Here is a 13,881-nt window from a genome sequence, read left to right as displayed (position 1 = left end):
CGCCTGCCCCCTGTCCCCGACCGGACGAACGGGCAGGCGCCGTCGCCTGTGCGGGTGCCGCGTCCCGGCCGCGCCCCGCGAGCCGGCTGCCCGCCCCGGTCGGCCTAGCCGGGCGTTCCACCCGTTGGCGTGCCCGCGGTCGCGTGTCACGCTGGGAGGACCGACGGGGAGGCGACGACGTATGGGCGACGGCGCGCGATCAGTGGGTGTGACGGCGGGTTCCGACCGCGCGAGGACCCCCGGCAGGGGCGAGCGGGCCGCGGTGTGGGCCGACGGACGGCTCGGCGTGTTCGCGCTGGCCAAGGCCAACATGCGCAAGGTCTTCCCGGACCACTGGTCCTTCATGCTGGGCGAGGTCAGCCTCTACAGCTTCCTCGTGCTGATCCTCACCGGCGTCTACCTCACCCTGTTCTTCGAACCGAGCAGCGCCGAGGTCGTCTACAACGGCACCTACACCCCGCTCAACGGCGTCCTCATGACCCGTGCCTACGAGTCCGCGCTCGACATCAGCTTCGACGTGCGCGGCGGGCTGCTGATCCGGCAGATCCACCACTGGGCGGCGGTGGTCTTCGTCGCCGGCATGTTCGTGCACATGATGCGGGTGTTCTTCACCGGCGCCTTCCGCAAGCCGCGCGAGGTGAACTGGCTGTTCGGCTGGACCCTGCTGATGCTCGGCATCATCACCGGACTGACCGGCTACTCCCTGCCCGACGACCTGCTCTCCGGCACCGGCCTGCGCTTCGCGCACGGCGCGATCCTGTCCGTCCCGATCGTCGGAACCTACCTGGCGTTCTTCCTGTTCGGCGGGGAGTTCCCGGGGGAGGACTTCATCGCCCGGCTGTACCCGATCCACATCCTGCTGCTGCCCGGCATCATGCTGGGCCTGGTCGCCGCGCACCTGATCCTGGTCTTCTACCACAAGCACACCCAGTTCCCCGGGCCAGGACGCCAGGAGAAGTCGGTGGTCGGGATGCCGTTCCTGCCGGTGTACATGGCCAAGGCGGGCGGCTTCTTCTTCCTCGTCTTCGGCGTGCTGGCGGTGCTCGGCGCCGTCGCGCAGATCAACCCCGTGTGGGCCTTCGGCCCCTACCGGCCCGACCTGGTCACCACCGGCGCCCAGCCCGACTGGTACCTCGGCTTCTCCGAGGGACTGATCCGGGTGATGCCGGGATGGGAGATCCACCTGTGGGGCCACACGCTCGTGCTGGGCGTGTTCATCCCGTTCTCCCTCTTCCCGCTCATCATGATCGCCATCGGGGCGTACCCCTTCATCGAGGCGTGGATCACCGGGGACAAGCGCGAGCACCACATCCTGGACCGGCCGCGCAACGCGCCCGTGCGCACGGGGCTGGGCGTGGCCTGGCTGAGCCTGTACGTGGTGCTGCTGATCGGCGGCGGCAACGACATCATCGCCACCCACCTCAACCTCTCCATCAACGCGATCACCTGGTTCGTGCGGATCGCCGTCTTCGTCGTCCCGGTCCTCGCCTTCTACGTCACCAAGCGGATCTGCCTCGGCCTGCAACGCCGCGACCGGGACCAGGTGCTGCACGGCCGGGAGACCGGCACCATCAAACGGCTCCCGAACGGCGAGTACACCGAGGCCCACGCGCCGCTGTCACAGGCGCAGCTGTTCACCCTCACCCAGCACGAGCAGCCCCGGCCGTACGAGATCGGGCCGGTCGTCGACGCACACGGCGTCGAGCGCCGGGTCAGGCGGGCGCAGCGGCTGCGCGCCCGGCTGTCCCGGGCCATGTTCGGGCCCGGCACACAGATCGCGAAGCCGACGGCGGAGGAGTTCCGGGAGCTCACCGGGGGCGAGCACCGGCACTGACGTACGGGGCTCGGGGCGCACGGCGGAAGGCGCGTCAGCCTGACAGGCGGGCGGCGGCCTTCTGCTGCCGGTCGGTGACGACGGTCAGGAACCGGATGACGGTCTCCAGCTCGTCCGTGCTGAACTGTTCGCACACCTCGAAGACATCACGAGCCCAGTCCTCGAAGAACACCGCGAGCTCGGCGACCTTGTCCTGGTTCAGCTCGACGAGCACCCGGCGCTTGTCCGTCGGGTGCCTGGTCCTGCGGACGAAGCCCTTGGCCTCCAGGCGGTCGAGCAGGCCCGTGACGGAGGCCGGGGCCAGGCCGGTCAGCTCGGCGAGCTCCTTGGCGGTGAGCGGGCCGTTGCGCTCCAGGTAGTCGAGGGTCTTCTCCTCGGTCGCGTTCAGGCCCTGCCGGGCAGCGACCGCCGAGTGGAACATGATCGTGACCGCGCTGTGCGCCCGCCCGACGGCCATGAGCCGCTCCAGCGCCTGTGCCCGGCGCGTCTGCTGCGTGGTGCCGTCCTCGGCGTCCCTGTTTTCTGCCGCGCTCATGGACCCAGCCTAGCAATAGTTCGTTCGGTCGAACGAACTACTTGCGGAGTCGGCTGACCGGGTGCAAGTATTTCGTTAGGCCGAACGAAATACTTGCCCACTCAAGCCGACCGGGAGTCAGCCATGCCCGCTTCCCTCACCGCGCCCCCGCCCACCACCACCGGGCCCCACCCCCGCCGCTGGGCGGCCGCCGTGGTCATGATGATCGCGGCCCTCATGGACCTGCTGGACGTGACCATCGTCAACGTCGCGATCCCGTCCATCGGGCGCGATCTGCACGCCTCGGACAGCGCGTTGCAGTGGCTGGTCTCCGCCTACCTGCTGGGCTTCTCCGCCACCCTGATCGTCGCCGGGCACCTCGGGGACCGGTTCGGACGCCGGGGACTGTTCCTGGCCGGCACGGCCGGGTTCGGACTGGCCAGCCTCGCCTGCGGGATGGCCCAGTCACCCGGGCAGCTCATCGCCGCCCGGGCCGTGCAGGGCGTGACGGCGGCGGTGCTGATGCCGCAGGTCCTCGGCTCCTTCCGCACCCTGTTCCAGGGCAGGGAGCGCGGAGCCGTCTTCGGGGTGTACGGCGCGGTCGCCGGGTTCGCCTCCGCGGCCGGCCTGCTGCTGGGCGGGCTGCTCACCGACGCCGACCTGTTCGGATGGGGCTGGCGGCCGGTGTTCCTGGTGAACGTGCCGGTCGCCGCGGCGACTTTCCTCGCGGGGCTGATGCTGGTGCCCGCCACCCGGGAACGGTCGGCCGGGCGCCCCGACGTGCTCGGCAGCGCGCTGCTGGCGGCCGGCCTGGTCGCCATCGTGCTGCCGCTGGTGCAGGGCCGGGAGCACGGCTGGCCGCTGTGGGGCTGGACCTGCCTGGCCGCCGGGGTGTGCGCCGTCGCCGGGCTCGGCGTGTTCGAGGCGCGGCGGCGCAGGGCCGGAACCGTACCGCTGCTGCCCGTACGGGCCTTCCGGCTGCCGGCCTTCTCGGTGGGCGTCCTGGTCCAACTGCTGTTCTCCGTCGGCATGCAGGGCTTCTTCCTGGTCTTCGCGATCTGGCTGCAGGCCGGCCAGGGCTACACGCCGATGCAGGCAGGGGTGCTGACGGCGGCCTTCTCCGCCGGCGGATTCCTCACCGCGCCCGCCGCCGACCGGCTCGCCGTCCGGTACGGGCGTACGGTGCTCGCGGCCGGCGCCCTGCTGATGGCCGGCGGGTCGGGCTGGGTGTGGGCCGAGGTCACCCAGGCCGGCGGCACGCACACCGGCGCCTGGCCGCTCGTGCCCGGGCTGGTGACCGCCGGAGCCGGGCTGGGATTCCTCGTCGTACCGCTCGTCAACGTCGTCCTGTCCGCCGTACCCGCCGATCTGGCGGGCGGGGCGTCCGGGATCTTCTCCACCGCTCAGCAGTTCGGGGGAGCGCTGGGGGCCGCGGTCGTCGGCACGGTGTTCTTCGCGCACGCCGAGCAAGGGCTGACCGAGGCGCTGACCGCGGCGATGCCCTGGGTCACGGGCGGCTTCCTGCTCTGCGCCGCCCTGTGCGCCGCCCTGCCCCGGCGGGCGGTGGACCCGGCCGCCGCGTCCGCGCCCGGCAGCAGGACCGCTCACACCTGAGGGCGGACCCTATGTGTCGCACTCCAGCACCGTCCTGCACAGCCCGCACCGCGCGCGCACCCGCCCCCGCACCGGCACCCTGATCCGCTGATGACAGGTCGGGCACGGAAAGCTGACCCGCAGCGGACCGTGCCCGTCGGGGGTGAAGCTGTAGGGCGTGCCGGCCTCCACCGGCACGCGCGCGTGCTCCTGGGCGTGCCGCCGGTCCCGCGCGTACCGGCGGCGCCCGGCCCAGCCCGCGGCCGTCAGCGGCGGCTGCTGCTCGTCACGGCGGGCCCGCGCCAGGCCCTTGACATACGCCGTGTACGCCTGCGGGCTGGTGAACCACACCGACGGGTCCTCACCGAACAGCAGCGCCCGCTTGGCCAGCACGTACCCGAACTCCTCCGGCGTGAGATACCCGAGCTTCTGCGACGACGTGGCGTCCTCCCGGTAGGCGTCCAGCAGCAGCCAGCCCGCCCCCAGGTACGTCGTCACCGTGTCGGTGAGGATCTCGTTCTCCCGGACCCCCGGGAACGACAGGTCCAGCCGGTGGAGGTACACGTGCATGATCTCGTGCGCCAGGGCCGCGCCGATGTCCCGGCGATGCGTACGGAACCGGTCGTTCAGTTCCACGAAGTACTCCGGGCCCGCCGCGAGTTCGACGTTCGCCGCGTGCGTCATCGCCCGGAACGACACGATCAGCCGCGCGTCCGGCAACCGGTAGTGCCGCACCAGCTCGCGGGCCACCCGCTGCGCCCCCAGGTACAGGTCGTCGGTGTCGCAGAACGCCACGTCGGCCGGGGCCACACTGGCCGAGAACGTCTGGATCGTGTCGTACGACAGCCGCCGGTACAGCGCGGTGATGGCGGCCCGCACCGTCTCCAGATGCGGGTAGCCGTGCTCGACCGGCCCGTCGTTCGCCACGCCCGACCCCCAAGACGCCTGAACCCGATTCCACTGTACGGGGATGTCCCGGGCGGTGGGCCCGCGCCGAGGCCGGAAACCCGCTCGGCGTACGCGCCCCGCCGCTGCCAGAATCCCCACCGTGACCAGCGACCAGCCCTCCTCCGCCACCCTCCGGGTCGGCGGCCGGGACGACGGCCTCGAGCGGTGGCTCGACGACGAACTGACCGCCTTCAACGCCCGGGCGACCGGTGCCGGCGAGCCCGCACCGCTCACCGTCCGCGCCACCGACGGCACCGGCCGCCTGATCGGAGGCCTCACCGCCTGGGTGTGGGGCAGGCAGTGCTCCATCGACATGCTGTGGGTGCGCGAGGACCAGCGGCACGCCGGCTGGGGACGCCGGCTGGTGCGGGCCGCCGAGGAGGAGAGCGTCCGGCGCGGCTGCACCAGCATCACCGTCTCCTCGTACACCTTCCAGGCCCCCGGCTTCTACCGGAAGCTCGGCTTCCGGGAGGTGGGCCGGATCGACGGTGTCCCCGGCGGGCACGCCGACGTGTCCTTCCACAAGGTCATCACGCCCGAGCCCAAGCCGGATGATCCGCCCCGCGCACGCCCCGTAGGCTGACCACTCATGACCACCAGCAACACCGGCACCCACGACGTCGACCCCGCCGTGCGCGAGGAGCTCGCCCGGCTGCGCGAGAGCATCGACAACATCGACGCGGCCGTCATCCACATGCTCGCCGAGCGCTTCAAGTGCACCCAGCAGGTCGGCCACCTCAAGGCCCGCCACCAGCTGCCGCCCGCCGACCCGGCCCGCGAGGCCCGCCAGATCGCCCGGCTGCGCGCCCTGGCCGAGAACGCCAGACTCGACCCCGCGTTCGCCGAGAAGTTCCTGAACTTCATCATCGCCGAGGTGATCCGCCACCACGAACGCATCGCCGAGGACACCGTGCACGACGCTACGCCCACGGTGAACTGACGGATGCCACGATCCTCGTCGTCGACGATCACGAGGACACCCGGTACGCGCTGGAGAGCGCCCTCGCCCCGCTCGGCCACCGGCTCGGCCGGGCCACCAGCGGCGACGAGGCGCTCAAACAGGTGCTGCGCGGCCAGGCCGGCCTGCTCCTGCTCGACGTCCGCACGCCCGGCGTCAGCGGGCTCGACGTCGTGCGCTACATGCGCCGCCTGGAACAGACCCGGCACATCCCCGGCATCGAGGACTCCCACGCCCCGCCCTGCCCCACCCGCACACGCGCGTACCGCTCCAGCGACCCCAGGGGCGCACGCCGGGGAGCTCGAACGCGGCCGCCCGTAGACCGGACATCGGCCGCATACCGATCCGCCTCTGTGCCGTGCCGGTGCCATCAGGCAGCATGTCCTGCATGTCCGTACTGACGCGCTACGAAGCGCAGACCCGAGCAGAGCTCCTCGACGTCCACCGCTACACGATCGAACTCGATCTGACCACCGGGGACGAGACGTTCGACTCCCGCACCCTGATCAGGTTCACCACACGGGCGGACGCGGACACCTTCGTCGAGGTCAAGCCCGCCGAGCTGCGCTCCGTCACCCTCGACGGACAGCCCCTGGACCCCGAGACCCTGGACGGCAACCGGCTGCCCCTGAAGAACCTCACCGCGGGCGAACACGAACTGCGCGTCGACGCGGCCATGCGCTACTCCCGCACCGGCGAGGGCATGCACCGCTTCACCGACCCCACCGACGACGAGACCTACGTCTACACCCAGCTGTTCCTCGACGACGTGCAGCGCGTCTTCGCCGCCTTCGACCAGCCCGACCTCAAGGCCGTCTTCGACCTGTCCGTCAAGGCCCCCGAAGGCTGGACCGTCCTCGCCAACAGCCGCACCGAACACCTCGGCCAGGGCCGCTGGCAGGCCGCCCCCACCCCCCTGATCTCCACCTACCTCGTCGCCGTCGCCGCCGGCCCCTGGCACTCGGTGCGCACCGAACACCGCGGCCTGCCCTTCGGCATCCACTGCCGCCGCTCGCTCGCCCGCCACCTCGACGCCGACGCCGACGAGATCCTCGGCATCACCCGCGCCTGCTTCGACCGCTACCACGAGAAGTTCGACGAGCCCTACCCCTTCGACTCCTACGACCAGGCCTTCGTCCCCGAGTTCAACGCCGGAGCCATGGAGAACCCGGGCCTGGTCACCTTCCGCGACGAGTTCGTCTACCGCTCCGCCGTCACCGACGCCGAACGCCAGACCCGCGCCGTGGTCATCGCCCACGAGATGGCCCACATGTGGTTCGGCGACCTCGTCACCCTCAAGTGGTGGGACGACATCTGGCTCAACGAGTCCTTCGCCGAGTACATGGGCTACCAGACCCTCACCGAAGCCACCCGCTTCACCGACACCTGGACCGACTTCGGCGTGGCCCGCAAGGCCTGGGGCTACGAGGCCGACCAGCGCCCCACCACCCACCCCGTCGCCCCCGAAGCCGTCCCCGACACCGCCTCGGCGCTGCTCAACTTCGACGGCATCTCCTACGCCAAGGGCGCCTCCGCCCTGCGCCAGCTCGTCACCTGGCTCGGCGAGAAGGACTTCCTGGCCGGCATCAACACCCACTTCGCCCGCCACAAGTTCGCCAACGCCACCCTCGCCGACTTCATCGACTCCCTCGCCGCCGCCACCGACCGCGACGTGCCCGCCTGGGCCGACGCCTGGCTGCGCACCACCGGCGTCGACACCCTCACCCCCCGCCTCACCAACGGCGACAGCACCGGCACCTACACCCTCACCGTCGACCACGACGGCACCCGCCCGCACCGCATCGCCGTCGGCCTGTACGACCACGACCTCACCGACGAGGGCCGCTTCACCCTGCGCGAGCGCCTCGACCTCGACCTCCCGCAAAGCGCCCCCCAGCCCGTCGGCAAGCGGCCCGCGCTGCTCCTCCTCAACGACGGCGACCTCACCTACGCCAAGATCCGCTTCGACCCCGAGTCCTTCGCCGCGGTCCGCACCGGTCTGTCCGGACTGCCCGAACCCCTCACCCGCGCGGTCGTGTGGAACGCCCTGCGGGACGCCGTCCGCGACGGCGAACTCCCCGCCACCGCCTACCTCGACACCGCCCGCACCCACCTCCCGCACGAGAGAGACCTCTCCCTCGTCCAGGGCGTCCTCGCCTTCGCCGCCGTGCCCATCGCCGACCGTTTCCTCACCCCCGAGCAGCGGCCGGCCGCCCTGAGCACCCTGTCCGCCCTGTGCCGCGACCTCATCCGCCGCACCGAGGACGGCGACCACCCCGGGCTGCGCCTGATCGCCGTACGCCACTTCATCGACGTCGCCGCCCACCCCGACACCATCGCAGCCTGGCTCGCCGACGGCACCGTGCCCGGCGGTCCCGAGCTCGACCCCGAGCTGCGCTGGCGCATCCTCGCCCGCCTCGCCGTCCTCGGCGCCACCGACGAGGCCGCCATCGCCGCCGAACTGGACCGCGACCCCAGCGCCAGCGGCCAGGAGGGCGCCGCCCGCTGCCGCGCCGCCCTGCCCGACCCGGACGCCAAGGCGAAGGCGTGGCAGGCCATGTTCGCCACCGACGACCTGTCCAACTACCTCTTCGCCGCCACCGCCGAGGGCTTCTGGCAGCCCGAACAGGCCGACCTGGTACGGGAGTACGTCCCCCGCTACTACGAGGACGCGGTCGCCGTCGCCGCCCGCCGCGGCCCCGCCATCGCCGCCGCGGCCGGCCGGGCCTTCCCCGCCCACGCCGTCGACGCCGAGAACCTCCGCCTGGGCGAGCAGTGCCTGCGCGAGGCCGACCCGATCCCCGCGCTGCGCCGCAAACTCGCCGACCAACTGGACGACCTGGCGCGTGCGTTGCGGGTGCGGGGGGCGTCGTAGAACCGGCGTCACCGCTGCACCCGAGACGAGGGGGCGCAGGGCCCGGGCCCGGCCCCTCGGTAGGCGCCTCGAGGCCCGGTTCCTCGATGAGGGCAGGTCCCCGGACGGACCCGGCGTCTGGATGCGCGGAGCGTACTCCCCGCACCGACGTACCCCTTCCCGGTTCCGCTCGTTGGGCCCTTCGGGCGCGGCCGCGCATCCCGGCACTCGCCGGAACCACCCGGCGGACCGCGGCCCCGCGCCCGCCCGGAGGACGCCATGCCCACGCCCCCGCCCCTCGCCTCAGGCCCTCTCGGCCCCGACGCCCTGCGGCCGTTGCTCGACACCGTGCTCGACGCCCTGGACGGCGGCAGACGCGCACGCGGCGGGCCGCTGCCCTCCGGCGGGCCCGAAACGGTCGCCGCGCGCGTGCGGGACACCGCGGGCGACGTCCTGCCCGACCACGGCGACCCGCACGCCCTGCACACCCTGGTGCACCTGCTCGCCGAGGGCAGCGCCGACCCCGCCGACCCGCTGTGCGCCGCCCACCTGCACTGCCCGCCCCTGGCCGTCGCCACCGCCGCCGACCTGGCCGCCTCCGTCCTCAACCCGTCCCTCGACTCCTGGGACCAGGCCCCGGCCGCCTCCGCCCTCGAAGCCCTCGTCACCCGGGCCCTCGCCCAGCAGGCCGGCCTCGCCGACGCCCTCGTCACCACCGGCGGCACCGAAGCCAACCAGCTCGCCGTCCTCCTGGCACGGGAACAGACCCCACCGCACACCGGCGCCGGCGGCCCCGTACAGCTCGTCTGCGGCGCCAACGCCCACCACTCGCTGCCCCGCGCCGCCTGGCTGCTCGGCCTGCCCGCGCCCGTCGTGCTGCCCACCCCCGCCGGCACCCTCGACCCCGCGGCCCTCGACCAGGCCCTCACCGGCCTGCCCGGCCCCGTGCTCGTCGCCGCCACCGCCGGCACCACCGACGCCGGCCTCATCGACCCGCTGCCCGAGATCGCCGCCCGCTGCGCCGCCCACGGCGCCCGCCTCCACATCGACGCCGCCTACGGCGCCGGACTGCTCTTCAGCGACCGGCACCGCGACCGGCTCACCGGACTCGACACCGCCGACACCGTCACCCTCGACCTGCACAAACTCGGCTGGCAGCCGATCGCCGCCGGCCTCCTCGCCGTCAAGAACCCCGACGACCTGAGCGCACTCCACCAGCGCGCCGACTACCTCAACGCCGACGACGACACCGACGCCGGCCTCCCCGACCTCCTCGGCCGTTCCCCCCGCACCTCCCGCCGCCCCGACATCCTCAAGATCGCCGTCACCCTGAAGACCCTCGGCCGCACCGGCCTCGGCCGGCTCGTCGACCAGGTGTGCGCCCTCGCCGAGGAGTTCGCGGCCCTCGTCGACAGCCACCCCGCCTTCGACCTCCACGACCGGCCCACCCTCAGCACGGTCCTGTTCCGGCCCGCCGGCGCGAGCGACGACACCGTCGCCGCCGTACGCCGCACCCTGCTCACCCAGGGCCGCGCCGTCCTCGGCCGGGCCCGCCCCGACGGCCGGCTCTGGCTCAAGGCCACCCTCCTCAACCCCGCCACCCGCCCCGCCGACCTCACCACCCTGCTGACCCTCGTGGAAGCGACCCTCGCGGAAGGAAACACCCCCGCATGAACCTCCCAGCACCCCCCACGCGCCCCGCCGCGGACGCCCCCCGCGACCTCGTCGGCATCGGCATCGGACCGTTCAACCTCTCCCTCGCCGCCCTCGCCCACCCCCTCACCGAACTCGACACCGCCTTCTACGACCAGCGCCCCGCCTTCGGCTGGCACCCCGGCCTGCTCCTGGAGGGCACCACCCTCCAGGTCCCCTTCCTCGCGGACCTCGTCACCCTCGCCGACCCCGCCAGCCCCTGGACCTTCCTCAACCACCTCAAGGCCCGCGACCGGCTCTATCCCTTCTACTTCGCCGAGCGCTTCCACATCCGGCGCGCCGAGTACGACGCCTACTGCCGCTGGGTCGCCGACCACCTCCCCGGCCTGCAGTTCGGCCATCGCGTCGACGCCGTCCACTGGAACCCCGAACGCGACCTGTTCGAGATCGAGTTCACCCGGCTCGGCCTCGACGGGCAGACCGAGGCACCCGGCCGCACCTATGCCCGCACCGTCGCCCTCGGCATCGGCACCGAACCGTACGTGCCCGAACCGCTCAAACCCCTCACCGAGGACCCCGGCGTACCCGTCGTCCACGCCGCCGACTACCTGGACCACCGCGCGACGATCCTCGCCGCCGAACACGTCACCGTCGTCGGCACCGGACAGTCCGGCGCCGAGATCTTCCTCGACCTGCTGCGCCACCGCCCACCCGGCCGCGAGAAACTCCACTGGCTCGGCCGCACCGAAGCCTTCGCGCCCATGGAGTACTCCAAACTGGGCCTGGAGCACTTCACCCCCGACTACACCCGTTACTTCCACGGCCTCGCCGAACCTGTGCGCGACCGGCTCGTCACCCAGCAGTGGCAACTGCACAAAGGCATCAGCGCCGACACCATCGCCGCCATCCACGACGAGCTCTACCACCGCACCCTCGGCGGCGGCTGGCCCGACACCGTCCTCACCCCCGGCGTCCGCGTCCGCACCGCCGGCCGCATCGCCACCACCAAGGTCGAACTCCACCTGGAACACATCCAGCAGGACACCCGCTCCCGGCTCACCACCGACGCCGTGGTCCTCGCCACCGGCTACCGCGAACGCCCCCTCGATCACGTTCTGGCCGGCCTCGACCCCTACCTGCGCCGCGACAGCCGCGACCGCCCCCGCGTCGACGCCCACTTCCGGCTCGTCCTCGACCCGTCGGTCACCGGCACGGTCTACGTCCAGAACGCCGGAACCCACACCCACGGCGTCGGCGCCCCCGACCTCGGCCTCGCCGCCTGGCGCAGCGCCACCATCCTCAACCACCTCACCGGCAAGGAGACCTACCCCCTGCCCCGCCGCACCGCCTTCACCACCTTCGGCCTCGACCAGCCACCCCTGATCCCGCCCGCCCGGCAGGCCCCGGTCCTCACCCCGCTCGCAGACCACAGGTAGGGGAAGGCAAAAAAGCCGGGGCGGGGTGATGACGGCCGTCCGAAACACCTCCACGTCGACGGCGCCGGCGCCAAAGCCCCGCCGACGCCGTCGACCTCACCCGCCTGGAGCTCTAGAAGACCGGCGTACCGTCCCGCGTCAGCTTCCAGTCCACCGACGCGAACTCGGCCGGGTCCAGGGCCCCCTTCGCCTTCACCCAGGCGATCATCGTGTTGCGGATCTCGTCCGAGTTCGACCACAGCAGCGGCGCCGACGCCACATGCGGGAAGTTGCCGCCACCGTTCGCCCGGTAGTTGTTCACCGCGAACACGAACCGCGCGTCGTCCGCCAGCGGTGCACCCGCGAACCGCACGTCCCTCACACGCGACCCCGCCGGCTGCGCGATGTCGATCTCGTACGTCAGACCGCTCACCACGTCGTAGTTGTAGTCCGGCGTGCCGTTCGCGTTCGTCAGCTTCGCCGGATCCACCGCGGCACCCGCAGGCGTCTGCACGTAGTAGTTCGCCGAGTACTCCAGATACGCCTTCATCTGCGCACCCGTCATCAGGCGCGCCTCCAGCGTGTTCTCGAACACGTACAGACCCGCCACATCGCGGATCGTCACCTCACCCGCCGGGATCCGCGCGGTGCGCGAGAAACACGCCGCCTGCGACAGCACCGGCAGCGACCCGTACTCCGTCCCCGCCAGCGCCTGCCGCACCGTGTCCGCCTGGATGTGGTTGATCAGATCGATGATCGGCACGTCCTTGTACGGCGCCTCGGCGGACGTCATCTCCACGGCGTTCGTGCCGATGACCTGGTTGACGTACGCCACCACCTTCCGGTGCTCGTCCGACAGCAGCCGCACGATCTTCGGGTCCTCCTCCACCGTGTTGGAGTTGAGGACCTTCGCTCCCACCTTCTCGACCGTCCAGCGGCCCTTGTCCCACACCAGTTCGAAGTCGAACAGCGTCAGCCGCTGCCCCCACTTCAACGGCTCCGACAGCACCACCTGCTTGCCGGTCTCCTTGTTGGTGACGAAGTACTCGGGGATCTCGGTGTGCGCGTGCCCGACCAGGATCGCGTCGATCCCCGGCACCTGCTCCGCCACCAGCCCCGCCGCGTTCTCGACGTACGGCAGCTGATCACCGTACGACGACGTGCCCGAGGAGCCGCTGTGCGCCGACACGATGACGACGTCCGCCCCCATCGACCGCAGCTTCGGCACCCACTTCGCCGCCTGCTCCTCCAGACCCGGGAACGTCATCTTCCCCTGCACGTTCGCCTTGTCCCAGATCGCGATACCCGGGTTCGTCAGCCCCAGCACCGCCACCTTCACATCCCGCCCGCACGGCGTGGGCAACCGGTGCATGCTGTACGGCGGGAACGCGGGCCGCAGCGTCTTCGCGTCCAGCGCGTTCGCCCCCAGCAGCGGGAAACGGCACTGCTCCTCGAACTTCCGCAGCACCGGAATGCCGTAGTTGAACTCGTGGTTGCCCAGCGCCGCGGCGTCGTAGCCGATGGCGTTCATCGCCTGCGCCATCGGGTGCACGGGACCACCCTGCGCGGTGATCGGGTCGACCTTGGCGTAGTAGTACGACAGCTGGGTGCCCTGGATCGTGTCACCCGCGTCGATCAGCAGCGTGTTCCTCCGGCCCTTCTCGGCCCGCACCTGGTTCACCAGCGTGGAGATCTTCGCCAGACCGACGTCGTTGTGCGCCTTGTCGTCGAACTCCGCGTCCGTGAAGTAGTCCCAGTTGAAGACGTTCCCGTGCAGGTCCGTCGTGCCCATCACGGTGAACGCGTACCGCTTCACCGGCGCGGCCGCCGCCGCACCCTCCGCGGCCTCGGCCGCCGGAGCGGCCGCCGCACCCGCCAGCGCCACCCCCGCCCCCGTCACAGCGGACCTCTTCAGAAACTTCCGGCGGTTCAGCGGCATCTCTGGCTCTCCTCGGGAACGGGACAACGACGCGCGTAGATAACGCGCGTAGATTCTGACCTGAGCATGTCGTTCCGGAACAGGCCTGCGAGGTTGCGATCTGGTGACCCTGACAGAGCCGCACGCAGGACGGAGGCGACGGAGCGGGGCGTACCCGCCCACCCGGATCGCGA

Annotated in this window: 10 protein-coding genes and 1 pseudogene; 8 read left to right on the top strand and 3 right to left on the bottom strand. The window is 71.9% G+C overall.

The features are described from left to right. Positions 1-181: 181 nt before the first annotated feature. Positions 182-1,834: a cytochrome bc complex cytochrome b subunit gene (locus tag AB0K80_RS09855; RefSeq protein ID WP_365667664.1), complete on the top strand. Its 1,653-nt coding sequence runs from the start codon at positions 182-184 to the stop codon at positions 1,832-1,834. Between the two features lie 34 nt (positions 1,835-1,868). Here AB0K80_RS09855 and AB0K80_RS09850 read toward each other — a convergent pair whose 3' ends face one another. Continuing rightward, on the bottom strand, positions 1,869-2,369 hold the full coding sequence (locus AB0K80_RS09850) for a MarR family transcriptional regulator (RefSeq protein ID WP_365667662.1): 501 nt from the start codon (positions 2,367-2,369) through the stop codon (positions 1,869-1,871). 123 nt (positions 2,370-2,492) lie between these two features. Here AB0K80_RS09850 and AB0K80_RS09845 point away from each other — a divergent pair, with 123 nt between their 5' ends. After that, entirely contained in the window at positions 2,493-3,962 is a 1,470-nt protein-coding gene (locus AB0K80_RS09845; protein ID WP_365667660.1) for an MFS transporter, read from the top strand. Positions 3,963-3,971: 9 nt separating this feature from the next. Here AB0K80_RS09845 and AB0K80_RS09840 read toward each other — a convergent pair whose 3' ends face one another. Further along, positions 3,972-4,868: a hypothetical protein gene (locus AB0K80_RS09840; RefSeq protein ID WP_365667658.1), complete on the bottom strand. Its 897-nt coding sequence runs from the start codon at positions 4,866-4,868 to the stop codon at positions 3,972-3,974. 121 nt (positions 4,869-4,989) lie between these two features. Between AB0K80_RS09840 and AB0K80_RS09835 the strand changes: the two genes are divergently transcribed. The 6 genes and pseudogenes from AB0K80_RS09835 (at position 4,990) to AB0K80_RS09810 (ending at position 11,790) form a co-directional block, all read left to right on the top strand. Next, positions 4,990-5,472 (top strand): GNAT family N-acetyltransferase, encoded by a 483-nt coding sequence (locus tag AB0K80_RS09835; RefSeq protein WP_365667656.1) that lies wholly within the window; start codon positions 4,990-4,992, stop codon positions 5,470-5,472. 6 nt (positions 5,473-5,478) lie between these two features. Further along, positions 5,479-5,829: a chorismate mutase gene (locus tag AB0K80_RS09830; RefSeq protein ID WP_365667655.1), complete on the top strand. Its 351-nt coding sequence runs from the start codon at positions 5,479-5,481 to the stop codon at positions 5,827-5,829. Continuing rightward, positions 5,826-6,062 (top strand): annotated as a pseudogene (locus AB0K80_RS09825) (response regulator); the annotation flags it as partial. The gene AB0K80_RS09830 and the pseudogene AB0K80_RS09825, both read left to right, overlap by 4 nt. A gap of 173 nt (positions 6,063-6,235) precedes the next feature. Beyond that, positions 6,236-8,722, top strand: coding sequence for an aminopeptidase N (gene pepN, locus AB0K80_RS09820; protein ID WP_365667653.1), 2,487 nt, complete (start codon positions 6,236-6,238; stop codon positions 8,720-8,722). 258 nt (positions 8,723-8,980) lie between these two features. Beyond that, entirely contained in the window at positions 8,981-10,375 is a 1,395-nt protein-coding gene (locus tag AB0K80_RS09815; protein WP_365667651.1) for an aminotransferase class V-fold PLP-dependent enzyme, read from the top strand. Further along, positions 10,372-11,790 carry a SidA/IucD/PvdA family monooxygenase gene (locus AB0K80_RS09810; protein WP_365667649.1) on the top strand — a complete coding sequence of 473 codons (1,419 nt, stop codon included), beginning with the start codon at positions 10,372-10,374 and terminating at the stop codon, positions 11,788-11,790. Before AB0K80_RS09815 ends, AB0K80_RS09810 begins: the two co-directional genes overlap by 4 nt. A 112-nt stretch (positions 11,791-11,902) precedes the next feature. Here the strand turns inward: AB0K80_RS09810 and AB0K80_RS09805 are convergent, their stop codons facing one another. After that, the gene (locus AB0K80_RS09805) at positions 11,903-13,708 is read right to left on the bottom strand and encodes a 5'-nucleotidase C-terminal domain-containing protein (protein ID WP_365667648.1); all 1,806 of its coding nucleotides are present in this window, start codon (positions 13,706-13,708) and stop codon (positions 11,903-11,905) included. Positions 13,709-13,881: the final 173 nt, after the last annotated feature.

The organism is Streptomyces sp. NPDC052682 (assembly GCF_040678435.1).
GTDB lineage: Bacteria > Actinomycetota > Actinomycetes > Streptomycetales > Streptomycetaceae > Streptomyces.
This window is presented reverse-complemented; position numbering and strand designations above follow the sequence as displayed.

Coding starts and splice junctions, on each gene's coding strand:
- AB0K80_RS09855 (WP_365667664.1), top strand. CDS start 182: ATGGGCGACGGCGCGCGATCAGTGGGTGTGACGGCGGGTTCCGACCGC.
- AB0K80_RS09850 (WP_365667662.1), bottom strand. CDS start 2,369: ATGAGCGCGGCAGAAAACAGGGACGCCGAGGACGGCACCACGCAGCAG.
- AB0K80_RS09845 (WP_365667660.1), top strand. CDS start 2,493: ATGCCCGCTTCCCTCACCGCGCCCCCGCCCACCACCACCGGGCCCCAC.
- AB0K80_RS09830 (WP_365667655.1), top strand. CDS start 5,479: ATGACCACCAGCAACACCGGCACCCACGACGTCGACCCCGCCGTGCGC.
- pepN (WP_365667653.1), top strand. CDS start 6,236: ATGTCCGTACTGACGCGCTACGAAGCGCAGACCCGAGCAGAGCTCCTC.
- AB0K80_RS09815 (WP_365667651.1), top strand. CDS start 8,981: ATGCCCACGCCCCCGCCCCTCGCCTCAGGCCCTCTCGGCCCCGACGCC.
- AB0K80_RS09810 (WP_365667649.1), top strand. CDS start 10,372: ATGAACCTCCCAGCACCCCCCACGCGCCCCGCCGCGGACGCCCCCCGC.
- AB0K80_RS09805 (WP_365667648.1), bottom strand. CDS start 13,708: ATGCCGCTGAACCGCCGGAAGTTTCTGAAGAGGTCCGCTGTGACGGGG.